Here is a 22,848-nt window from a genome sequence, read left to right on the forward strand (position 1 = left end):
CCCGTCGTCAGCGCGGGGCGTTGGCGCCCGGCCAGTCCAGCAGCAACTGCTGCCTGCGGGGGAGCTTGGCGACCACCAGGTCGTACGAGTCCTCGACCATCTCCCGCAGCAGCGTGTCCGGGATCGAGCCGTCGATCGTCACCGTGTTCCAGTGGCGTTTGTTGAGGTGCCAGCCGCCGGTGATCGCCGGATAGGTCTCGCGCAGGCTCAGGGCGACCTCGGGGTCGCACTTGAGGCTGACCTTGAGCGGTTCACTGTCCAGCGCGGTCAGTGCGAAGACCTTCCCGCCGACCTTGAAGACCGAGGTCTCCGGGTTGAACGGAAAGGTCTCCTCCGCGCCGTTGAACTTCAGGCAGGCGATTTTGAGTGTGTGCGGCTTCATCCGCACATTCTGCCGGTGCAGACTGGGTGATCGAAACCAGGACACGAATGCCAGAGGTGGGTTGAGCATGGCCATTCCGGCCGATAAGGACCCTGACTGGAACTCCTACCGCCGTGCGGTCTTCGGTGACCCCTATCTGGTCTGGCACGACGGCGCCGACTTCGCCGCCCTGCGCGCGACCCGCGGCGCCGAACGTGAGCGAGCCGAACGGATGCTGCTGGTCGGTCTCGCCGAGGGCGACGCCTTGGCCGCGCAGGGGATCCGGGAGCTGGGCCTGCTGTCCGCCGTCGGCCCGCTGACCGCCGCCGCCGAGACGACGGGCCAGCCACAGCTGAGGGTGCGCGCCGCGCAGGCACTACTGGTGCTGACCGGTCATCAGCAGTGGTCGGCCACCGTCGCTGCGGTGCTCGACGCCTCGGAGGTGTTCTGGGGCGTGCGGATCGACGCCGCCATCGCCCTGCGGGAGTTCGCCCCGACTCCGCAACTGACAGCCTGCCTGGCCCGGGCGGTCCGGGACGACGAGTACCTGGTCCGCTACCACGCGGCCTCGACCATGCTCGCCCACCGTGGACGCAAGCCGGACGTGGCAGCGTACAAGCGCTGGTTCCCCCGCCTCTCCGCGCCAGGCAGCCAGATCGCGCCCAAGGAGCACGACCGGGCCGGCTGGCGCGGAGTCGCAGCGGAACTGACGGAACCGACGAACTGACGGAACCGACGAGCTGACGGAGCCTCTCGACTGGCCGTTCCCGGCCGACGTCCCCGTCAGCCGGCGGCGATCGCCGGGTCGGTGGTGCTCTCCTTGCCGGTTTCGACGTGTCCGGCCGCGCGTAGCGCGAAGTGGGGGTCGTGGTCGGAGCTGACCGTCAGGTCGTACCAGCCATGGGTGTCGTTCGGGCGCGCGGTGTGGGTGGCCCGTGCGCCGGGGCGCAGCTGGTGGCTGGTGGTCCGGCCGCCGTAGCCGTCCTTGACGCTGACGTGGACGGTGCTGTGACCGTGGTTGACGAGGTCCAGCAGCACCGCCCCGTTGCCGCCACTGCCTCCGTCGTGACGGACCGTCACGGCGACCCCCGGCGTCCCGACCCGCCCCTGGAAACCGGCGGAGGAAGCCGTTGGGCCCGTGCACGGTGAAGTCGTACGCCCCCGCCACGTCCGCGTCGACCGTCCACGTCCCCGCCAGCTTCGCGCCCGCGCCGACGGTGTAGGTCCACGGGCCGCCGGCGTGGGTGGTGGAGGTGACCAGGAAGTTGGCTCCGATCCGGCCGTGGGCGGCGAAGTCCACCGTCAGCCGTCCGTCAACGGCGTTGACACGGGCGTTGGCCGCGAGGTCGTACGGCAGCGCGCGGGCCGGGCGTCGGCCCGGCTCCTGCCGGGGCAGCTCCGGGTGCGCGGGCAGGGTCGGCACATAGTCGGCGTGGCGGTCCCGGTCCGGCGGGAAGTAGCCGCTGGTCACCGGCAGGGCCGGGACCTTGGTGTCCTTGCGCGCGAAGTCGAACGCCGAGGTCAGGTCGCCGCTGATGGCGCGGCGCCAGGGCGAGATATTGGGCTCGTGCACGCCGAAGCGCTGCTCGATGAACTGGATGATCGAGGTGTGGTCGAACACCTGCGAGCAGGCGTAGCCGCCCTTGCTCCAGGGCGACACCACCAGCATCGGCACCCGCTGCCCCAGCCCGTACGGGCCGCTGGCGAAGCCGGTCGCGGCCGGGGGGTCGAGCAGCTCGCCGGTGGTGTCCACGGTGGACCCGCCCTGGGCGGGCGAGGCCGCGGGGAACGCCGGGACCACGTGGTCGAAGAAGCCGTCGTTCTCGTCGTAGGTGATGAAGAGGGCGGTCCTTGCCCACACCTCGGGGTCGGCGGTGAGCGCGTCCAGCACCTGGGCGATGTACCAGGCGCCGTAGTTGACCGGCCAGTTGGGGTGCTCGGTGAAGGCCTCGGGTGCGACGATCCAGGACACCTGCGGCAGCTTGCCGGCCTTGACATCGGCTTTCAGGATGTCGAAGTAGCCGTCGCCGTTCTTGTTGTCCGTGCCGGTGCGGGCCTTCTCGTAGAGCGGGTCGCCGGGCTGGGCGTTGCGGTAGTTGTCGAAGTAGAGCAGCGAGTTGTCGCCGTAGTTGCCGATGTAGGCGTCGTTGGTCCAGCCCCAGTAGCCGTCGCCGTCCAGGCCGTCGCCGACGTCCTGGTAGATCTTCCAGCTGACCTTCGCCTGCTCCAGCCGCTCCGGGTAGGTGGTCCAGTTGTAGCCGGCCTCGGCGTTGGTGATGACCGGGCCGCCGCCCTTGCCGTCGTTGCCGGTCCAGCCGGTCCACATGTAGTAGCGGTTGGGGTCGGTCGGGCCGATCAGCGAGCAGTGGTACGCGTCGCAGACGGTGAAGGCGTCGGCGAGCGCGTAGTGGAACGGAATGTCGTCACGGGTCAGGTACGCCATGGTGCTCGCGGTCTTGGCGGGCACCCAGCGGTCGTACTTCCCCCCGTTCCAGGCGTCGTGGCCGCCGTTCCAGTCGTGGTTCAGGTCCTCCAGGAACTGCAGCCCGAGGTTCTTGGCGTCCGGGTGGAACGGCAGCACGTCCTTGGCGCCGACACCCTTCCCGTCCGACTGGTACCAGACCGGCTTTCCGCTGGGGAGGGTGACCGGGTGCGGGTCGCCGAAGCCCCGGACGCCGCGCAGGCTCCCGAAGTAGTGGTCGAAGGAGCGGTTCTCCTGCATCAGGACGACGATGTGGTCGACGTCGGCGAGGGTGCCGGTCCGCCGACTCGCCGGAATGGACGCGGCGCGGGCGATGCTGCTGGACAGGGCGGTCGCGGCGGCGGTGCCGCCCGCGAGCTGGATGAACCTGCGGCGGTTGATGTCGCTCATGGGTGGTGTGGCTCCTGGGGTTCGCGTCCGCGACTGAGGGGTTAACGACTGCGCCGACGCTGACGGCGATGCTGACGGAGGCGCTGTCAGAGGTGTTGACAGGTGTGCTGACGGCGAACGGCGGACGGCACAGTCTCGCCGGGCGAGAGGTAACCGCCCGCGACCTGCGGGCGGCGCGGAGGGGAACGCTCCGCGAACCTTGCGGTGCGGGGGACGCCCAGCGGGCATGCTGGCAGAGACCCAGCCGAGGGACCGAGGAGCGATCTCCACCCATGCCCCGTACACCCCGTGCACTGCGCCGCGCCCTGCTGAGCGCCTGCAATGTCGTCTACCGTGCCACCGGCGGCCTGCTCGGGGCGAGTTGGTTCGGGCAGCCGATCCTGCTGCTCACCACCCTCGGCCGGAGCAGCGGCCGGCTGCGGGTCAGCGGACTGGTCTTCCTCCGCGACGGCGACCGCTATGTCGTCGTCGCCTCCGACAACGGCGCCCGGCGCAACCCGGGCTGGTACCACAACCTCCTCGCCTCGGGCGGCGGCACGGTCCGCTACCGCCGGGACGTCTTCCGGGTCACCGCCGCCGAGGCGCAAGCCGCGGAACGGGACCGGCTCTGGCCGCTGCTGCTGGCGGTGTACGGCGGCTACGACCGGCACGAGGCCCTGGCGGGCCGCCGACTCCCGGTCATGATCCTGACGCCGGTCATGGTCCTGGCACCGGACCGGGCCTGATGCCGAACGTCAGCAGCAGGCCCGATCCGGTCCGGGGTCCGGCGTCAGCGGGTCAGGGCAGCAGGCCGTCCAGGAAGGTGTTGCTGTAGACCCGGTTGGGGTCGTAGCGGTCCAGGATGGACAGCGCCGTGTCCCAGTTGCTGCCGGAGGGCTGCCCGGCCCGGTAGGCGGCCGGAATGGTGCTGCCGATGATGGTCGGGTCGGTCCAGGCGGCGGTGCCGTTGTAGGCCCAGCCCTTGGACCACTCGGGACGGACCGCCGCGTAGTTGCCGGTGTAGTTGCCGAGCACCCACTGCTCGGTCTCCCGGTAGAACTGCTGGGACTGCGGCGTTCCCGGGATGGTGAGCAGGTCCATCCACACGGCGGTGTCCCAGGTGGGGTGGTCCGGACGCGGCCGCAGCGCGCTCAGCAGCGGCTGCACCGCGCCGGTCACCCCGCTGTCAGCGGGGTTGTCAAGGCCGGTGACCCGGACCTCCCAGGGGCCGTTCATCGGGTACTGGCCGCGCGCCTTGTAGGTGTTCAGCGCGCCGTTGAGGTAGGTGTAGAACTCGCTGACGACCCGCTGCACGTCGGAGCGGGCGCAGAGGATGGCGTAGCCGTTGGCGGTCACCCGCAGCGTCGTGGGCTTGACGTAGAGCTGGGTGTTCTTGGCCCAGCCCCAGATGTCCCAGGTCCCGGTGACGATGAGTCCGGAGCCGACGATGCTCATCTCGAGGTTCTCGAAGGTCGGGGTGACCGAGACGTCCCCGGCGACGATCTGCGAGATCAGCGAGGACTCGTCCGGGGTGACCGAGTCGGCGAAGCTGAACGGGAAGGGGCTGTCCACTTCCTTGGAGAAGAAGGGCTTGTTCGGGCTGACCGTCCAGACCTTCAGCCAGGGCACGGTGGTGAACGGGAACCAGATCGTCTCCACCCGCCCGCTCTGGTTGACCAGGGAGGCGAAGGAGTTGGAGCCGGCCGAGGCGGGCGGGGCGAACAGGGTGCCGACGTTGGTGGTGTAGGTGCTCTGGCAGCGGAGCCGGGAGTTGGCGCCGACCCGCAGCGTGGCCTCGGTGATGAACGCGCGGCCGACGTGGACCAGGAACGCGCCGATGTCGGGGTCGTTTCGCTGGAAGGTCTTGAGCACATAGGCGCCCGCGCCCGAGTCCCAGACCACGGCGGTGAGCGAGATGACCAGGTTGCTGACCGAGCCGAAGGTGTGTCCCGCGGTGCGGGTCTCGCCGCTGGCCGGGACGGAGCTGCCGTGGCCGTCGATGGCGAGGACCCCGCCGAGGCTTAGGTCGCCGGGGGCGGGGGTGTTGGTCAGCCCGTATCCGGCGCCTTCCAGGGTGGTCATCAGGTTCAGCATGGTGATGCCGGCCTGGGCGGTGACACTGGGGCTGCTGCCGCCGTTCACGGTGACGGCGGTGAGGTGCTGGGTGGTGTCGACCAGCAGGATGTTGCCGGTGGCGCCGTTGGGTTCGAGCAGCGGCGACCAGCCGTGGCCCATGCCGCGCGGGCGCAGCTTCCAGCCCTGGGCGTTGGCCCAGTTGGCGAGGGTGACCACGTCGGCGGGCGAGGAGGGGGCGCAGGTCCAGGTCGGGCTGACGGAGATCTCGCCGGACCAGTTGGACCAGGCCTGCTGATAGACGCTGATGCTGCTGGGAAAGCTCGGCGGGGCGGGGGTGGCCGCCTCGGCGGGGGTGACCTTGAACGCGGGCGTCCAGGTCAGGGTGGAGAGAGCGGCTGTGGCCCCGGCCGCGCCGAGGAACGTGCGCCGGGAGAGGTTGGATGATCCCATGACTGACCTCCGCAGAGGGGTGGGCATGCGCGACCGGGTGGGGGCGGGCATGGCGGTGCCCCCGGCGCTGGCCGTGGGGGCGGGCAGGCCGGGTGAAGGTGACGGTGGAGTCGCACAGGGGCGCGGGCCTGTGCTGGACCGTGGTGGAACCAGAGAATCCAACCGGCACCGCGAGAAGTCAATGACGGTGCGTCAGATACTGAATGACGATCTGTCAGTTATTGCTCAAAAAACGTGAGTTGGCTTCACCGGCCAGTGTGGAAGGTCGACGAGACGATCTGGTAGTAGCGGTTGGCGGCGATGTCGCCGGTCGGCGCGGAGATCCAGAAGTCGTAGGTCCGGTCGCCCTCGGTCCAGCTCAGGTCCTGCACCGTGCGCTGACCCCAGGGGTCGGTGGTGTAGCCGTTCCAGGTCCACTGCATGACGGCGGCGTCATTGGTGTTGTGGAACGAGGTCTGCTGGACCAGGTCCTTCTGGAAGCCGGGATAGTCCTTGGGGCCGGTGGCGTCCTGGCCCTGCAGGGTCGCCAGCACGCCGTTCGGCGACACGCCCTCGGGCGGGTGGATGCCGATCCGGTACTTCTTGTCGGGGGAGATGTAGAAGATCCGCCCCCGGCGCCGATGCTGCGCCCCCAGCCGTCTGGCACCGCGAGCGAGAACCCCTTCGGATCGTGCCGGAAGGTGTAGCCCGCCGGGACGGCGACGGTGATCGGGGAGGCCGAGGAGGTCGGGGTGGCCGTCGTCGGGCTCGCTGTGACCGATGCGGAGGCCGATGCCGATGCGGAGTCGGAGGCGGGTGTCGACGGCGGAGCCGAGGCGGTACTGCTCGTCGGCCCGCCCGCCGCGTGGACCTCGGCGCCCGTGTTGTGCCTGACCAGCAGCACGCCGCCGGCCGCCAGTACCCCGGCGACGACGACCACCGCCACCCCCAGCAGCAGGGGCCTCCAACGGCCCCCGCCGTGTTCCGGCTCCCGGACCGGCGACGATTCCGGCGACGACTCCGGGACCTGCGGCGGGGCCTGGACGGTGGCCCGCGAAGGAGCCTGGACCGGCACCCCCGCCGGTACTCCCGCCCCCGCCGGACCGTCCCCGGCCCCCGCCGGACCGCCCCCCACCTGCGCCGGAGCGCCCTCCGCCGCCGTCAGCAGCGTCCGCGGCGCCGCCCGCAACGTGTCCGCCGTCGGCGAGACGCCGAGGGATCCCCGCTCCAGATGGTCCGTGAGCAGCCAGGACGCCTGCACCGCCGTCATCCGCCGGGCCGGGTCGCGCTGCAGCAGCCCGCGCACCACGTCCGCCAGCGGTTCCGCGCTCGCCGGGAGGACGATGTCCTCGTACAGCACCGCGTACAGCACTCCTGACATGGAGTCACGGCGGAACGGTGAGCGCCCCTCCAGCGCCGCGCACAGCAGGACCCCCACCGACCACAGGTCGGACTCGGGCCCCGCCTCGCCGCCCGCGGTCCGCTCGGGGGCGGTGAACTCCGGCGAGCCGAGGAAGGCGCCGGCCTCGGTCAGGGTGACGCTGCCGTCCAGCCGGGCGATGCCGAAGTCGGTCAGTACGACCCGGCCGGTCTCCCGCTCCAGCAGGACGTTGTCGGGCTTGACGTCGCGGTGCAGCACCCCGCGGCTGTGCGCCGCCTCCAGCGCGGACAGCACGGCCAGGCCGATGGACGCCGCCTCCTCCGGCTGCAGCGGGCCCTCGGCCGCGAGCCGGGCGCCGAGGGTGGTGCCGTCGATCAGCTCCATCACGATCCACGGCTCGCCGTCCTGCTCCACCACGTCGTGGATGCCGACCACCGAGGGGTGCCGGACCTGGGCGACGGCGCGGGCCTCGCGCAGGGTGCGGTTGCGCTGCTGCTCGCCCTCCTCGGCCGAACGGTCCCCGCGCAGGTGCACCTCCTTCACGGCGACCTGGCGGTTCAGCAGTTCGTCCTCGGCGCGCCACACCGTTCCCATGCCGCCACGTCCCAGCCGCGACAGCAGGCGGTAGCGACCGGCGACAAGCCGGCCGCTACCGTCCCCGTTCCCGTTGCTCATGTCGAGCATCATCCCGTATACGGGATCCGGCTCAGTCCATAGGCGAGTCCGTCCTGTTCTTCAGGCCTGTTCTCCAGGCTGGCGGCTGCGGTCAGTTGACGACGGTCCAGACGAAGGAGGCCGTGGCGCTGACGCCGGTGCTGTCAGTGGCAGTGACAGCGACCGTGCTGGTGCCGGGGGTGGTGGCGGTTCCGGTGATCACACCGGCCTTGCTGATGGACAGTCCGGCCGGCAGCCCGGCGGCGGTGAAGGTGACCCCGCTGCCGGTGGCGCCGACGGCCAGCCGGGCCGCGGTGTGCGCCCTGCTGCTCATCCCGTGCGGGTTGCTGACGGTGACTCCGGCCGACGCCGACGCCGACGCCGCTGCCGCGGAAGCGCCCCCGACCGTCGCCGCGGAGGCGCCCCCGACCGCTGCCGGGCTGATCGTGCTGCCCAGGGTGAACGAGCCGGTCAGCGGCAGGCTGCGGGAGGAGTCGCCGACCGAGACCTGGTACGCGCCGCTCGCCGCGGTCCAGTTGCTACTGGTGGTGTTCCAGTACGCCAGGTCGTGCGCGGTGAGCGCGAAGCTCACCTGCTGGCTGGCGCCCGGCTGCAGGTCCACCCGCTGGAAGCCCTTGAGCTGCTTCGCGGGCTCGCCGGTCGAGGCCGGATCGCCCAGGTAGAGCTGGGCGACCTCGGCGCCCTCACGGGTGCCGGTGTTGGTGACAGTGGCGTTGACCGTGACGTTCCCGGCCGCGTCGGGGGTGCCCACCTGGAGCCCGGAGAACCCGAAGCTGGTGTAGGAGAGGCCGAAGCCGAACGGGAACAGCGGGTCTTGTTCTTGGCGTCGTACCAGCGGTAGCCGACGTCCAGCCCTTCGGAGTACTGGACCGTGCCGCCGGTGCCCGGGAACTGGGCGGCGGAGGCGGCCGGGACGTCGGCCAGGCTCTGCGGGAAGGTGATCGGCAGCTTGCCGGAGAAGTCGGCGTCGCCGAAGATCAGGCCGGCCAGCGCGGTGCCGACGCCCTGTCCGGCGTACCAGTTCTCCATTACCGCCGAGACCTGGTTGACCCAGGGCATGGTGACCGCGGAGCCGGTGTTCAGCACCACGATCGTCTTCGGGTTGGCCGCCGCGACCTGGGTGATCAGGGTGTTGAGATTGCCCGGCAGGTCGATGCTGCCGATGTCGCTGCCCTCGCTCTCGCCGTAGCTGGCGAAGACGATGGCCACGTCCGAGGACTTGGCCAGGGTGGCCGCCGTGGTCGGGTTGCTGCCGTCGTTGTACTGGACGCTGACCCCGGAGCCGGCCCGGTTCTGAATGCCCGTCAGCGGGGTGACCGTACCCGAGCTGGTGACGCCGGCGCTGCCGCCGCCCACGCTGAGCACGCCTGAGCTGCCGTCACTGCCGATGACAGCGATGGACTTGGTGGTGCTGGTCGACAGCGGCAGCACGCCGGAGTTCTTCAGCAGCACCGTGCCCTGCTGGGCGACCTGGGTGCCGGTCGCCTGGTGCGCGGCGGTGGTGACGTTCGCGCCGGAGGAGCCGCTGGGAGCCTTGTCGAACAGCCCGAACGCGAACATCTGCGTCAGCACCCGGCCGACCATGGTGTTCAGGGTGGCCTGGGTGACCGTGCCGGCCGACAGGGCGCTGGTGAGCGCCGCGCCGAAGTAGTCGCTGCCCGGCATCTCCATCGTCATCCCCGCGTTGGCGGAGGCGGCGGTGGCATGGGTGGCGCCCCAGTCGGAGGTGACGAAGCCGCCGAAGCCGGCCTGCTGGTAGAGGGCGGTGTTCAGCAGATAGGGGTTCTGGCAGGCGTAAACGCCGTTGACACTGCTGTAGGCGCACATCACCGACGCCGCGGCGCCCTTGCTGACGGCGGCCTGGAAGGCGGGCAGGTAGATCTCCTGCAGGGTGCGGGTGTCGATCACGGCGTTGTCGGCCGGCGTGTTGCGGTTGGTCTCCTGGTTGTAGACGGCGACATGCTTGGCCTGCGCCATCACACCCTGGCTCTGGATGCCCTGGATGTCGGCGGTGGCCATCTGCGCGGTCAGGTAGGGGTCCTCGCTGAAGGTCTCGAAGGCCCGGCCCCAGCGCGGGTCGCGGTCGATGTTGAGCGTCGGGCCGAGGCCCACGGACACGCCCTTCCCGGCGAACTCATTGCCGGCGACCGAGCCGTACTGCTTCTCCAGCGAGGTGTCCCAGGTCGCCGCCGCGGCCACCGGGGCCGGCAGCTGGGTGACACCGGTGAAGCCGTCGCCGACCCCCTCCGGCCCGTCGTGCAGGGTCAGTTGGGGGATGCAGAGCGAGGGGATGGCGCTGACGTTGCCGACATAGGGCGAGCTGCCGCCCCCGTGCAGCATGGAGACCTTCTGGGCCTGCGTCATCTGCCCGAGCAGCTGGGACACCCGGTCGGCGACCGGAGCGGTGGAGCCCACCCAGGGGCAGCCGGGCGGGGTGCTGTTGTTGCCGGGGGTGAACACGGCCAGCGTCCACAGCGAGTAGCCGTAGGCGGTGCCGCGGACGGTCCCGTACACGCGGAGGTAGCGGCCGGTGCCGCTGACGGTGAGGTTCTCGGTGCCGCCGGCCCCGTTGGTGGTGGAGTAGATCGAGGTCCAGTTGGTTCCGTCGGCCGAGATCTGGACCTGGTAGGCCTTGGCGTAGGCGGCCTCCCAGGCGAGTTGGACGCCGCAGACGGTCTGGCTGGAGCCGAGGTCCACCTGGAGCCACTGCGGGTCGCTGAAGGCCGAGGACCACCGGGTGCCGCCGTCGCCGTCGACGGCCGCGGAGGCGGGGGTGGTGTCCTTCTCGGTGGAGGAGGCAGTCGCTGGGTGCCCCTGCGCGACGTCGGCGTTTCCGCAGGTGGTGGGAACGGTGCCGCCGCCGTAGACCTGGAACTCCCAGAGCGAGTAGCCGTAGGCGGTGGTCCTGGCGGTCCCGTACATCCGGACGTAGCGGCCGGTGCCGGTGACGTTCAGGGTCTGGGTGCCGCCGGGTCCCGCGGTGGTGGAGTAGATGGAGGTCCAGGTGGTGCCGTCGGTGGAGGTCTGGATCTGGAACGCCTTGGCGGCGGCGGTCTCCCAGGTCAGCACCACCTGGCTGATGCTCTGGCTGGAGCCGAGGTCGACCTGGAGCCACTGCGGGTCGCTGAAGGCCGAGGACCAGCGGGTGCCGGTGGTGTTGCCGTCGACGGCCGCGGAGGCCGGGTAGGTGGCGTTCTCGGTGGAGGAGGCGGTGGCCGGCTTGCCCTGGGAGAGCAGCACCGGCGCGGCGGCCGAGGCCCCGCGCGGGGCCACCAGCAGGGCGGCGAGCAGCAGCACCCCGAGGAGCGCTGCCAGCGCGCGCCAGGGTCGACTGGTTCCGGGGTGCACGGGGACTGGGTGGCGTAGGTGCGTCATCGAAACTGCCTCTCCCTGACGGGGGCTCATTTCACGGGTGGCACGCAGCTGTTACTGGGTCACCCGGGCTCCTGAGAGCGCTCTCTCAGATCCTTCTGAGGTTGCTTGCTTGTTACCACCATGTCAAGCGTCCTTACCGTTTCCGGAACCCGGTCCGTTGTCCGCCGGTGGCGCGGGGGATATCGTCGAAGGCGGCGTCTCGGAGCGCCCCCGGTCCGCGGGAAGGGCGCAGCCCATCCGGCGATCACCTGTGCGTACGGCTCCCGCACTCCTTTCGGCCTGACCACGCGGACAGCAGGCATGACGAGAGGAGGCCGCTGTGCCGACCGATCCCGCTTCCGCCCGCCCCCGCCTGCCGCAGAACCCCGACCTGGAGCACCTCCGCGGCCAGGCCCGTACGCTGCAGCGCGCCGTCCGCGGCGGCGACCCCGAGGCGGGCCGCCGGGTCCGGGCCCAGGGCCTGTCCGCCGACGCCGGGTTCGCGCTCAGCTCGGCCCAGCTGGTCGTCGCCCGCGAGCACGGCTTCGCCGGCTGGCCCCGGCTCAAGCACCACCTGGACACCGTCGCCCGGCACCGCTGGGATCCGGCCGAGGACGCGGACGGGCGGCCCGCCGACCGCTTCGCCCGGCTCGCCTGCCTCAGTTACACCGACACCGACGGCCCGGAGCGCTGGGCCGAGGCAGCCCGGCTGCTCGCGGAGGACCCGTCCCTGGTCGACGCCGACCCCTGGGCCGCGGCGGCCGCGGCGGACGTGCCCGCGCTGCGCCGCCACCTCGCCGCGGACCCGGCCACGGCGGTACGGCACGGCGGCCCGCACGGCTGGACGCCGCTGTTCCAGCTGGTCTACTCCCGATTGGGGACACCCGCCGGAGCCGCGGTGCAGGCCGCCCGGCTGCTGCTCGCCGCTGGGGCCGACCCGCACGAGGGCTACCTCTGGCACGGCCTGCCCACCCCGTTCACCCTGCTCACCGGCGCTTTCGGCGAGGGCGAGCAGGGGTCGGAACGCCAACCCCGGCACCCCGACTCGCTCGCGCTGGCCCGGCTGCTGCTGGACGCGGGAGCGGATCCGGCCGACGGCCAGGCCCTCTACAACCGGATGTTCGGCCCGGACGACGACCATCTGCGGCTGCTGTTCGGGTACGGGCTCGGCCAGGGCGACGGAGGCATCTGGAAGGCCCGGCTCGGCGCCGCCCTGGACACCCCGCAGCAGCAGCTGCGCACTCAGCTCGGCTGGGCCGTGGACCACAAGCTGGGGGAGCGGGTGCGGCTGCTCGCCGAGCACGGCGTCGACGTCCGGGCACCCCTCGCGGACGGCCGCACCCCCGCCGAGCGGGCCCGCCGCAACGGCGATCCGGAACTGCTCGCCCAGCTGCTGGCCCTCGGCGCCGAGGCCCCCGCCGCGGACCCGGTGGACGCGCTGCTCGGGGCGGCGCTGGCCGGGGACGCGACGGAGGTCGCCGCGTTGTGCGCGAGCCACCCCGCCGTGGCCGCGGAGGCGCGGGCCGCCCGACCGTCCGCGATGGTCTGGGCGGCGGCCCACGGCGCCCCCGGCGCGCTCCGACTGCTCGCCGGGCTCGGCTTCGACGTCAATGCCCGGGGCCGCAGCGACATCCCGTCCGACCAGCCCTGGGAGACGGCGCTGCACACCGCCGTCGCGGGCGGTGACGTGGCGGCGGTCCGGCTGCTGCTGGCCCTCGGCGCCGACCCCTCGCTCCGGGACCGGCGCTTCGACGACACCGCCCTGGGCTGGGCCCGGCACCTCGGCCGCCCGGAAGCCGCCGCGGTGCTGGAGCGGGCCCGCGAGGTGGAGCAGGCCCGCGAGGATCCAGGACCCGGCTAGCTGACCGGGGCCTTCTCTCCGCTGGAGGGCGGCGGCGGTGTCGTGGACAGCCGCTGTTCCAGCTTGGCGCCTTCGATGTCGGGGTCGGGGACGTACTTGGCGAACCACTGCGGGTGGTACCAGAGCTTGGACTGGACGATCGCCATGACGGCGGGCACCAGGGTCAGCCGGACCACGAAGGCGTCCAGGAACACGCCGGCCGCGAAGCTGAAGCCGATGGCCTTGATGGTGGGGTCGGGTGCGGTCATGAAGGCGACGAAGATGGCGAACATGATCAGCGCGGCCGCGGTGACCACGCGTGCCGCCTGGCCGGTGCCGCGTTCGACCGCGCCGCGGGCGTCGCCGGTGTGGGTGTAGTCCTCCTTGATCCGGGAGACCACAAAGACCTCGTAGTCGCTGGAGAGGCCGAAGATGATGGCGAGCATCAGGATCGGCAGGAAGCTGATGGTCTCGCTCGGAGTGATCCCGAACAGGTGCTTGCCCCAGCCCCACTGGAAGATGGCGACCTGGGCGCCGAAGGCCGCGGCGACCGAGAGCAGGAAGCCGATCACCGACTTGATCGGCACCAGCACGGTGCGGAAGGCGAAGGTCAGCAGCAGGATCGCCAGGCCGACCACGACCACCAGGAACACCGGCAGCGCGCTGGAGAGCTTGGAGGAGACGTCGATGTTGGAGGCGGTGGTGCCGCCGACCAGGATGCGCGCGCCGGAGCCGCCCTCGATCCTGGTCCGGTCGTTGCGCAGGCTGTGCACCAGGTGGGCGGTGTCCTGGTCGTTGGGGCCGGTCTTGGGGATGACCCGGATCACCGCGATGCCGTTGGCGGTCGCGGCCGTGGTCGCGGCGGCGACGTTGGGCTCCTTGGCCAGCACGTCGGCCATGGTCTGCACCGCGGCCTTGTCGTTGATGTTGTCGGCGACCACCAGCAGCGGCCCGTTGAAGCCGGCGCCGAAGCCGTTGGTGGTGAGGTCGTAGGCGATGCGCTGGGTGTCGGACTTGGGCTTGGACGAGCCGCTGGGCAGGCCGAGCTGCAGGCTTGCCAGCGGAATCGCCAGGACCAGCAGGATGCCGACGCCGATCACCAGCACCGGGATCCGGAAGCGCACCACGAAGCGGCCCCAGGCGGCGCCGAAGGTCTGCTCGGGCTCGTTGGCGGCGGTCTGGGCCACCTTCTCGTGGTGGCCCGGCCGCAGCGGGGAGCTGATGAAGCGGGCCACCTTGGTCCCGGCGAAGCCGAGCATGGCCGGCAGCAGGGTCAGCGCGATCAGCAGGGCGACCAGCACGGCAGCCGCCGCGGCGAAGCCCATCACGCTGAGGAAGGGGATGCCGACGACGGACAGTCCGCACAGCGCGATGATCACGGTCAGGGCGGCGAAGACCACCGAGCTGCCGGCCGTGCCCGCGGCCCGGGTCGCCGCCTCCTCGACCGTCATCCCGATCAGCAGGTTGTTGCGGTGCCGGGAGAGGATGAACAGACCGTAGTCGATGCCGCAGGACAGTCCGAGCATCAGTGCGACGGTGGTGGAGGCCGAGGCGATGTTCATCACCGAGGCGAGTGCGGTCACCCCCATCAGAGTGATGATCACACCGATGATGGCGGTGAGGATTGGCAGCCCGGCGGCCACGAAGGCGCCGAAGGTGATCAGCAGGATGAAGAACGCGATGATCAGGCCGACCAGCTCGGGAGCCTCCGAGGGCGTGGTGCGCCATCCGGGGTAGGCGCTGCCGGAGTAGGCCACCTGCACTCCGGCGTCCTGGGCCGGCACCACGGCCGCCTTCACCGCGTCCAGGGTGGCGTCCTTGACGTCCGTGGCCGGCGCCGTGTACTGGACCGAACTGAGCGCCACATGACCGTCCGTGGAGACGGTCTTGGCCACGAAGGGGTCCGAGACCGAGGCGAGCTGCGGCACGGTGCGCAGCTTGGCGATCGAGGCCTCGATCCCGGCCTTGTAGGCCGGATCGGTGACCTTGGTGCTGCCCCTGGTGGCGAAGACGATCTGGGACTGTCCACCGCTGAGTGCCGGGAGCTTCTTGGTGAGCAGGTCGGCGGCCTGCTGCGACTCCGTTCCGGGGATGCTGAAGGTGTCGTTGGTCTTGCCTCCGCTCGCGGTCGCGAGGACGACGGCGACGATCGCGGCGAGCAGCCAGAGGCTCAGGACCAGGCGGCGCCGGCGGAACGCCCACTGGGCCAAGCGGAAGAGATAGGTGGACAAGGTCTCTCCGAACTCTGGGGCGACTGGCCGTCGCCCCAGGCGCAGTGACGTTTCGCCAGAGCAGGAGGGTCAGGTTCGCCGGACATAAAGGCCGATTTCTCCCACTATCGCCTCAGTCGCCATCCGGCGCCCGCGATGTTGCCCCGATCGGTGCTCACGTTGTGGAGCGGTGCTCAGGTCCCGGAGCAGTGCTCACTCCGCGAACTGCTGGTGGAACGCCTCCCTGTTGACGGAGGGCGTCGTGCGGTCCCAGACGGCGAAGGCCACCTCGTCGAAGACCCCGGCGAAGTCGGCGCCGTGGAGCTGCCGGTGGAAGGCCCGCGCCACCGCCGCCGGGTCGTTGGCGAACACTCCGCAGCCCCACGCCCCCAGCACCAGCCGCCGCACGCCGTGGTGCGCGGCGACCGCGAGCACCCGTCCGGCTCGGCGCCGCAACGCGGTCTCCACGCGCGGGGCGGCGGCCGGGTCGCGGCGCAGCACCTGGCCCGCGTTGGGGGCCGGGCTGGTCAGGAAGGAGACCAGGAACGGTTTCGCCAGCAGCGCCCCGTGGTCGCCCCGGTGCACCGGTACCCGCGGGACCAGATCACCCGGTCGCTGTAGAGCAGGTCGTCCGAGGCGCGGTGCGCGGCGTAGTACTCGGGTGCGCGGACCAGGCAGCTGTAGAGCAGGGCCTGACGGCAGAGATCCTCCTCCTGCGCCTTCGCTCCGCGCAGGTAGCCGCCGCCGGCGTTGCGGGCCGAGGCGAAGTTGAGCACCGCGACCTCGCCTGGACCGGCGGCGCAGAGCCGCCGGGCGGCCTGCAGACTGCCTTCGGCGGTGACCTCGATCCGGATGCGGCCGGCCGCCGCTTTTCCCGCCTGACTCGGTGGGAGCGGTTCCTCCGGCTGGTGGCACAGGGTCCCGTCGGCCGCGGCCGCCAGCGCCGCACCGACCGCGACCGACGTACCGTCAGCGGCGGTGTAGCCGCCCTCGGCGGCGATACGTTCGTTCTCCGCCGCGACGGCGTGCAGTCTGCTGCTCATAGGGGGACGGTAGAGCAGTCCGCTCGGCTCGAGCGAGCGGATTGCTCGGCCAGCGCCGGCACGTCCAGGGTGAGGGTGCCCGCGTCCGCGTCCAGGACGGCCGGGAGGCCGAGCGGGACGGTGAGGCTGCTCGGGCCGTGGCCGAAACCGAGCTCTCCGAGCATGGGGACACCGAGCGGAGCCAGCCGTTCGCGCATCAGCGTGTGGATGGCGGTGAGCGAGGGGCGGCAGTCCTGCCAGGAGCCGAGGACGATGCCGGCCACCCCGTCCAACGCGCCGGACCGCAGCAGTTGGGTGAGCATCCGGTCGAGTGCGTAGAGGTCCTCGTCGATGTCCTCGAGCAGCAGGATCGCGCCCGCGAAGCCGGCCCGCGCGTACGGGGTGCCCCGGTCGGCGGCGAGGAGGGTGAGGCAGCCGCCTGCGGTGACCCCCGCCGCCCGGCCGGGGAGCAGGCATTCGGCGGTGGGCGAGGTGAGCCGGCGCACCCGTTCCGGTTCGAAGAGGGTGAGCCGCAGGTGCTCGGCCGTCGCCGGGTCGGAGCTGAAGACCTCAGCCGCGGCCATCGGCCCGTGCAGTGAGGCCAGCCCGAGCCGGACCGCCAGCGCCTCGTGCAGCGCCGTGACGTCGCTGTAGCCGACCAGCGGTTTTGGCGCGGCGGCGGCCATCGCGGTCCAGTCGAGCAGGTCGACCACCCGTTGCGCGCCGTAGCCGCCGCGGGCGCAGACCACTGCGGCGACGTCGGGATCCAGCCAGGCCCGCTGCAGGTCGGCGGCCCGCTGCTGGTCGGTCGCGGCCAGGTACGACAGCTCCGGGTGCCCGGCCAGGACGTGCGGCAGCACCTCGACCCGCAGCCCCCAGGAGCGGAGCAGCTCCACCCCGCGCTCCAGCCGGTCCGGCCGCACCGGCCCACTGGGCGCGACCACGGCCACCCGGTCCCCGGCCCGGAGCCGCGGCGGACGGATCAACGCGGACACCGCGGCGGACGGGGCGGCAGGTACGGCGGCGGCGGCGGACACAGCGTCAACTCCTCGCGATCATGACGACGCCCCACCGTACCGGCCGGAGGCCCACCCATCGGGCCAGACCTCCGCCCCGCCACCCCCCGTTTTCAGCCGGTGGTGCGCAGCCACACCGCGGTGTTCGCCGCCAGTTCGCCGCCCCAGTCTGCGCCGTCGAGCCCGTCACCACCGCTGGACAGCAGCAGCTCGCCAGGCACGGCGAGGCCGACCGGCTGTCCGGTGAGGTTGACGGCGCAGACCAGGTCCTCGCCCCGGCGGAACACCAGCGTTCCGGCCGGGGAGTCCAGCCACTCCAGCGATCCGTCGCCCAGCGCATGCTGCTCGCGGCGGATCCGCAGGGCGGTGCGGTAGAGCTCCAGCATCGAGCCGGCCACCCCCTGCTCCGCGGCCGCGGTCAGCGCGGCCCACTCGGCCGGCTGCGGCAGCCACGGCGCGGCGCTCGCCCCGGCCGGGCTGAAGCCGAACGGCGCCCGGTCGCCCGACCACGGCAGCGGGACCCGGCAGCCGTCGCGGCCGAGCACCTCTCCGTTGGTGCGGTGGAAGTAGGGATCGTCCCGCAGCGCGTCGGGGATGTCGTCGACCTCCCAGAGGCCCAGCTCCTCGCCCTGGTAGAGGTAGGCGGAGCCGGGCAGCGCCAGGCTGAGCAGGGTGGCCGCCCGGGCCCGCCGGGTGCCCAGCTCCAGATCGGTGGCGACGTGGTACTGCCGGTCGCTGTTCCCGAACGAGGTGTCCGCGCGCCCGTAGCGGGAGACATGGCGGGTGACGTCGTGGTTGGACAGCACCCAGGTGGCCGGGGCGTCGACCGGGGCGTGCGCGGCCAGCGTCTCGGTGATCACCCGGCGCAGCTCGTCGGCGTCCCAGGCGCAGTTGAGGTAGTCGAAGTTGAAGGCGGTGTGCATCTCGTCCGGACGCAGGTACGCGGCCAGCCGCTCGGGCTGGTCCAGCCAGACCTCGCCGATCAGGGCCCGCGGCTCGGTGTAGCCGTCGGCCAGGGCGCGCCAGGCCCGGTAGATGTCGTGGACCTCGTCCCGGTCCACGAAGGGGTGCGGGAACGGCGGGTCGGCCTCGTCGAAGTCGGGCAGCTCGGCGTCCTTGGCGGGCATGGTCGCGGAGTCGATCCTGATCCCGTCCACGCCCCGGTCGAACCAGAACCGCAGTACGTCCTCGAAGTCCTCGCGGACCTTGGGGTTCTCCCAGTTGAGGTCCGGCTGCTCGGAGGCGAAGAGGTGCAGGTACCACTCGCCGGGGCTGCCGTCCGGGTTGACGGTCCTGGTCCAGGCGTCGCCGCCGAACACCGACTTCCAGTTGTTGGGCGGCAGTTGGCCGTGCTCGCCGCGTCCGGGCCGGAACCAGAACAGCTCCCTGGCCTCGGCGCCCGGACCGGCCGCCAGTGCTTCGAGGAACCACTCGTGCTGGTCCGAGCTGTGGTTGGGGACGATGTCCAGGATCACCCGCAGGCCCAACTGATGTGCTTCGCCGATCAGTTGCTCGGCCTCGGCCAGGGTGCCGAAGCGGGGGTCGATGGCCCGGTAGTCGGCGACGTCATAGCCGGCGTCGGCCAGCGGGGAGGCGTACCAGGGGTTGAACCACAGCGCGTCCACGCCGAGTTCGGCCAGGTAGGGGAGCTTGGAGCGGACGCCGGCGAGGTCGCCGGTGCCGTCCCCGTTGCCGTCCGCGAAGGAGCGGACGTAGACCTGGTAGATGACGGCGTTGCGCCACCATGCCGTCGCGGCGTCGGTGTGCACGCGGTCGGCGTGCTCGTCGTCGGAGCGGGGAGCGTCGGACATGGCGGGGGATCTCCTTGCGGGGAACGTGGCGTGAGCGGAGGTCGTGCGGTTCGGAGCGAGCTGACGGCGGGGGGTCAGCCCTTGACGGCCCCGGCGGAGAGGCCGGCCAGGATGTGCCGTTGGAAGACCAGGAACACGATCACCATCGGCACCGAGGCGATGGCCAGCCCGGCGACCATCTCGGTCGGCGGGACCTGGGTGGTGGCGGAGAGCCGCTGCAGGGCGACGGACAGGGTCTGCGCCTCGGGGTCCTGCAGCACGAGCATCGGCCAGAGGAAGTCCTTCCACATCCCGATCACCGAGAGGATCGAGATCACCGCCAGGACCGGACGGGACAGCGGAAGGATGATCCGGCGCAGGATCTGCAGCCGGGAGGCGCCGTCGATGGCGGCGGCGTCCAGCAGTTCGTCCGGGATCTGGTCGAAGAAGCGCTTCAGCACATAGACGTTGAAGGCGTTGGCGGCGCCCGGAAGCCAGAGCGCCCAGGGCGAGTTGAGCAGATTGAAGTGGATGAACGGCAGGCTGGTGATGTTGAGGTAGGCCGGCACCAGCAGGGCCGTGGCCGGCAGCATCAGGCTGGCCAGCATCATCCCGAAGATCGCCTTGCCGAACACCGGCCGCAGTTTGGACAGTGCGTAGGCGGCGGTGACGTCCACGACCATCTGCACGAACCAGCCCCCGGCCGCGTAGTAGACGGTGTTGAGGAAGAAGTGCGCGATGTGCATCTGGTTCCAGGCGTCCGCGTAGTTGGACAGGTGGAACGAGGTCGGCAGCAGGCTTCCGACGGTGTTGTCGGCCATCTGTGCCGGGGTCTTCAGCGCCGCCGTGATCATCCAGTAGAGCGGGAAGAGGAACGCCGCGGCGAACACCACGATGGTGCCGCTCAGGGTGAGGAAGTAGAGGAACCGGGCCCGCGGGCGGGCCAGCTCCATGTCGGAGATCAGGCTGCGGGTCGCCGAATTGCGCTCGCCGGCGCGGCGGTTGCGGCGGTCTCGGCGGTTGCGCCGACGGGTGGTGAGGGCGGTCTCGCCGCTGGTGGCGGCGGGTTCGGAGCCGGGCTGCGCGCGCTCGGTCAGCAGGGTCATGGCGTGCCCCTCAGGCGGTTTCGCGGGTGAGCCGCAGATAGAAGGCGGAGAACACGGCGAGCACCGCGAACAGGATCACGCTCATCGACGCGGCCAGCCCGAAGTCGTTGTTGACGGCGAAGGCATAGCGGTAGATCAGCGTCATCACGGTGATGGTGGACGGGTCGGTGAACCCGGTCAGTTGGAACGGCTCGATGAAGACCTGCATGGTGGAGACGATCTGCAGGAGCAGCAGCACCAGCATGATGAACCGCATCTGAGGCAGCGTCACATGGCGCAGCCGCTTCCAGACCCCGGCCCCGTCCAGCTCGGCGGCCTCGTACAGCTCGCCGGGGATGGTCTGCAGCGCGGCCAGGTACATGATGGTCGCGCCGCCCATGTTGGACCAGGTGGAGACCAGCACCAGCGAGATCATCGCCATGTGCGGGGACTGCACCCACTGCGAGGTGGGCAGGTGCGCGCCCCGCAGCAGGGTGTTGAACAGCCCGTTGCCCGGGTCGTAGAAGAACTGCCAGACCATCACGCTGACGATCGGCGGCAGCATCACCGGCAGGTAGACCACCACCCGGAAGTAGCCCTTGAAGTGCCGCAGTTCGTTCAGCAGCACGGCGATGCCGAAGGGCACCAGGTAGCCGAAGACCAGCGCCAGGCCGGTGAACTCAAAGGTGTTCTTCCAGGCGGTCAGGAACAGCGGGTCGGCGAACAGGTGCCGGAAGTTCTCCAGGCCGACCCAGGTCGGCGGGGTGACCAGGTTGTCCTGCTGGAAGCTCAGCATCAGCCCGCGGACCAGCGGATACCAGGAGAACACCGCGAAGCAGAGGATGGCCGCGGCCATGAAGCCGTAGCCGAGGGCGTTGTCGGCGAGCCGGCGCCGCAGTCGGTCCCGGCGCTGTGCGCGCAGGTCGCGGGACGGACCCGCGGTGGTGGTCGCCATGGGCGTAGGTGCGCCTCTCTTGGGGATACGGGGCTCAGAAGGGGTCGGCGGGCGGGCCGCAGCGTTGCGCGCAGCCCGCCCGGGCAGTCCTGCGGGGGCTACTGGACGGTGGCGAGGATCGCGTTGATCTGCTTCTCCGCGTCCGACAGCAGCTTGTCGATGTCCGCGTTCTTGTTGGTCAGCACCTGGGCCATCGCGGTGTCCAGGACGGCGTAGAGCTGCTGCGCGTTCGGCGGCTCGACGTCCAGCGGGACGTTGGCGTTGCCGGTGACGAAGGGCTGGTAGTTCTGCACCGGCACGGTTGCGTTGGCCGCCACCAGGCTGGTCCGGGTCGCCTCGGCGGCGCCGGTCCACAGGTCCGGCTCGGGCAGGCCGACCGGCTGCTTGGCGGCGGCCGCGCGAGCGTAGTCGTACTCACCCTGACCCGGTGTCAGGTACTTGTAGCTGAGCCAGGCGATACCGGCCTTGACCTGGGCGGGGGTGTCCTTGGGGTTGAACATGAAGCCGCCGCCGCCGGCCAGGGTGCCGGCCCCGCCGGGGATCGGGCCGAGCCCGTAGTCCGCCGCGTTGCCCTTGTACTGGTTGGAGATGGTGGGGATGTTGTCGGAGGTGGCGACGTACATCCCGAGCTTGCCCGCGCCCATCATCTGCAGCAGGTCGGCCCACTCCAGCAGTTGCTTCTGGCCCATCGAGTCGTCGACCCAGCGCATGTCGTGCAACTGCTGCAGGACCTGCTTGCCCTTGTCGTTGTTGAAGTCGGCGGTCCACTTGCCGTCGCTGCCCTGCTTGGCTACGTCGCCGCCGAGCGAGTACATCTCCGCGGTGAAGTGCCAGCCGCCGGTGTTGGACTTGCTGTAGTCGCCGTAGCCGGCGATGCCGTTGCCGAGGGCCGCGATCTTCTTGGCGTCGGCACGGACGTCGGCCCAGGTGGTGGGCGGGGAGTCGGGGTTCAGGCCGGCCTTGGTGAACAGGGTGCGGTTGTAGACCAGGCCCATCGAGTAGTTGCCCTGGGGGATGCCGTAGACCTTGCCGGACGCGTCCGAGTAGACCTTCATCAGCTGCGGCTTGATGGTCTTCACCTGCGGGAAGGCGGACAGGTAGCTGGTGATGTCGAGCGCCTGGTGCTTGGCGATCAGTCCGGCCGGGTCGGTGAAGTAGGTGTAGAAGACGTTCTCCAGCTGGCCGCCCGCGATCTTGGCGGAGAAGGTCTTGGGGTCCATCTGACCCTCGTGCGGAATGACCTTGATCTTGGGGTTCTTCGCCTCGAACGCGGCGATGTCGGCGAGGAAGTTCTTGCGGTTGACGGCGTCGGTGCTCGCGGGCTCGTCGTTCACCGTGATGGTGGTGATGCCGTCGGCGGAGGTGGCCGCCGTGCCCGACTTGGAGCTGCCGCACGCCGCGGCGGTGAGACAGCAGCCTGCTGCGAGGGCCATCGCGAGTGCCTTGCGGACTCTGACGCCCGTCCCGTTGGTCATCATCGTGGGTTCCCGAGTGTGTGAGGGAGGCGGAGGGAGGGTGGTGACGCACCGTCGGAAACGATCAGGACATCCGGGGGAGACCCCGCTGTCATCCGGCGTGGGCTCAACGTACAGATGCGTCACGCTGCTCGCAAGATGGTGCGTGGGATTTGCAAGAAGACGATTGCTTGCAGAATTGTCGCCGGAGTGGGCTGTCACGGGTTCTGGAAGCCGATACACCGGTCTCTGCCCGGCTCGATGACCGCCCAAAGCGCTCATCTGCAAGTGCTTGGACTGTCGTATCTGCAAAAAATGAACTCGGCAGGGAAATAATGTCATCACTCAA

15 protein-coding genes and 2 pseudogenes are annotated in these 22,848 nt (G+C 70.9%); 3 read left to right on the plus strand and 14 right to left on the minus strand.

Translation table 11 applies throughout. The features are described from left to right. Positions 1-7: 7 nt before the first annotated feature. The gene (locus tag ACXKR8_RS44375; protein ID WP_458270201.1) at positions 8-382 is read right to left on the minus strand and encodes an MmcQ/YjbR family DNA-binding protein; all 375 of its coding nucleotides are present in this window, start codon (positions 380-382) and stop codon (positions 8-10) included. 67 nt (positions 383-449) lie between these two features. Between ACXKR8_RS44375 and ACXKR8_RS44380 the strand changes: the two genes are divergently transcribed. Then, positions 450-1,088: a hypothetical protein gene (locus tag ACXKR8_RS44380; RefSeq protein WP_458270202.1), complete on the plus strand. Its 639-nt coding sequence runs from the start codon at positions 450-452 to the stop codon at positions 1,086-1,088. Positions 1,089-1,144: 56 nt separating this feature from the next. On the opposite strand, the pseudogene ACXKR8_RS44385 reads toward ACXKR8_RS44380, so the two are convergent. Beyond that, positions 1,145-3,233, minus strand: a pseudogene (locus tag ACXKR8_RS44385) (phosphocholine-specific phospholipase C). 272 nt (positions 3,234-3,505) lie between these two features. Between ACXKR8_RS44385 and ACXKR8_RS44390 the strand changes: the two are divergent. Beyond that, positions 3,506-3,958 (plus strand): nitroreductase/quinone reductase family protein, encoded by a 453-nt coding sequence (locus ACXKR8_RS44390; RefSeq protein WP_458270204.1) that lies wholly within the window; start codon positions 3,506-3,508, stop codon positions 3,956-3,958. A 52-nt stretch (positions 3,959-4,010) separates the two neighbouring features. Here ACXKR8_RS44390 and ACXKR8_RS44395 read toward each other — a convergent pair whose 3' ends face one another. The 5 genes from ACXKR8_RS44395 to ACXKR8_RS44415 all read right to left on the minus strand — a co-directional run bounded on the left by ACXKR8_RS44395 (position 4,011) and on the right by ACXKR8_RS44415 (position 11,121). Beyond that, positions 4,011-5,738 (minus strand): cholesterol oxidase substrate-binding domain-containing protein, encoded by a 1,728-nt coding sequence (locus ACXKR8_RS44395; RefSeq protein WP_458270205.1) that lies wholly within the window; start codon positions 5,736-5,738, stop codon positions 4,011-4,013. A gap of 245 nt (positions 5,739-5,983) precedes the next feature. Next, positions 5,984-6,109 (minus strand): hypothetical protein, encoded by a 126-nt coding sequence (locus ACXKR8_RS44400; protein WP_462100105.1) that lies wholly within the window; start codon positions 6,107-6,109, stop codon positions 5,984-5,986. After that, on the minus strand, positions 6,097-7,773 hold the full coding sequence (locus tag ACXKR8_RS44405) for a serine/threonine-protein kinase (RefSeq protein WP_462100106.1): 1,677 nt from the start codon (positions 7,771-7,773) through the stop codon (positions 6,097-6,099). Before ACXKR8_RS44405 ends, ACXKR8_RS44400 begins: the two co-directional genes overlap by 13 nt. 91 nt (positions 7,774-7,864) lie before the next feature. Further along, positions 7,865-8,431: a fibronectin type III-like domain-contianing protein gene (locus ACXKR8_RS44410; RefSeq protein WP_462100726.1), complete on the minus strand. Its 567-nt coding sequence runs from the start codon at positions 8,429-8,431 to the stop codon at positions 7,865-7,867. Further along, entirely contained in the window at positions 8,341-11,121 is a 2,781-nt protein-coding gene (locus tag ACXKR8_RS44415) for a discoidin domain-containing protein (RefSeq protein ID WP_462100107.1), read from the minus strand. Before ACXKR8_RS44415 ends, ACXKR8_RS44410 begins: the two co-directional genes overlap by 91 nt. Before the next feature lie 346 nt (positions 11,122-11,467). Between ACXKR8_RS44415 and ACXKR8_RS44420 the strand changes: the two genes are divergently transcribed. Then, a complete protein-coding gene (locus ACXKR8_RS44420; protein WP_458270208.1) occupies positions 11,468-12,988 on the plus strand; it encodes an ankyrin repeat domain-containing protein in 1,521 nt (506 codons plus the stop codon). On the opposite strand, the gene ACXKR8_RS44425 is transcribed toward ACXKR8_RS44420, so the two are convergent. The 7 genes and pseudogenes from ACXKR8_RS44425 to ACXKR8_RS44455 form a co-directional block, all read right to left on the minus strand. Beyond that, on the minus strand, positions 12,985-15,198 hold the full coding sequence (locus tag ACXKR8_RS44425) for an MMPL family transporter (RefSeq protein ID WP_458270209.1): 2,214 nt from the start codon (positions 15,196-15,198) through the stop codon (positions 12,985-12,987). The two genes, ACXKR8_RS44420 and ACXKR8_RS44425, sit on opposite strands and share 4 nt — an antisense overlap. A 192-nt stretch (positions 15,199-15,390) precedes the next feature. After that, positions 15,391-16,220 (minus strand): annotated as a pseudogene (locus ACXKR8_RS44430) (TIGR02452 family protein). Continuing rightward, a complete protein-coding gene (locus ACXKR8_RS44435) occupies positions 16,217-17,236 on the minus strand; it encodes a S66 peptidase family protein (RefSeq protein WP_458270211.1) in 1,020 nt (339 codons plus the stop codon). The pseudogene ACXKR8_RS44430 and the gene ACXKR8_RS44435 overlap by 4 nt, the downstream one beginning before the upstream one ends. 92 nt (positions 17,237-17,328) lie before the next feature. Continuing rightward, on the minus strand, positions 17,329-19,026 hold the full coding sequence (locus tag ACXKR8_RS44440; protein WP_458270212.1) for a glycoside hydrolase family 13 protein: 1,698 nt from the start codon (positions 19,024-19,026) through the stop codon (positions 17,329-17,331). Positions 19,027-19,100: 74 nt separating this feature from the next. Further along, positions 19,101-19,958 (minus strand): carbohydrate ABC transporter permease, encoded by an 858-nt coding sequence (locus tag ACXKR8_RS44445; protein WP_458275240.1) that lies wholly within the window; start codon positions 19,956-19,958, stop codon positions 19,101-19,103. 163 nt (positions 19,959-20,121) lie between these two features. Continuing rightward, positions 20,122-21,045, minus strand: a complete 924-nt coding sequence (locus ACXKR8_RS44450) for a carbohydrate ABC transporter permease (protein WP_458270213.1) — start codon at positions 21,043-21,045, stop codon at positions 20,122-20,124. Between the two features lie 98 nt (positions 21,046-21,143). Beyond that, positions 21,144-22,478, minus strand: a complete 1,335-nt coding sequence (locus ACXKR8_RS44455) for an ABC transporter substrate-binding protein (RefSeq protein WP_458270214.1) — start codon at positions 22,476-22,478, stop codon at positions 21,144-21,146. Between the last annotated feature and the right edge of the window lie 370 nt (positions 22,479-22,848).

The organism is Streptacidiphilus sp. PAMC 29251 (assembly GCF_054208735.2).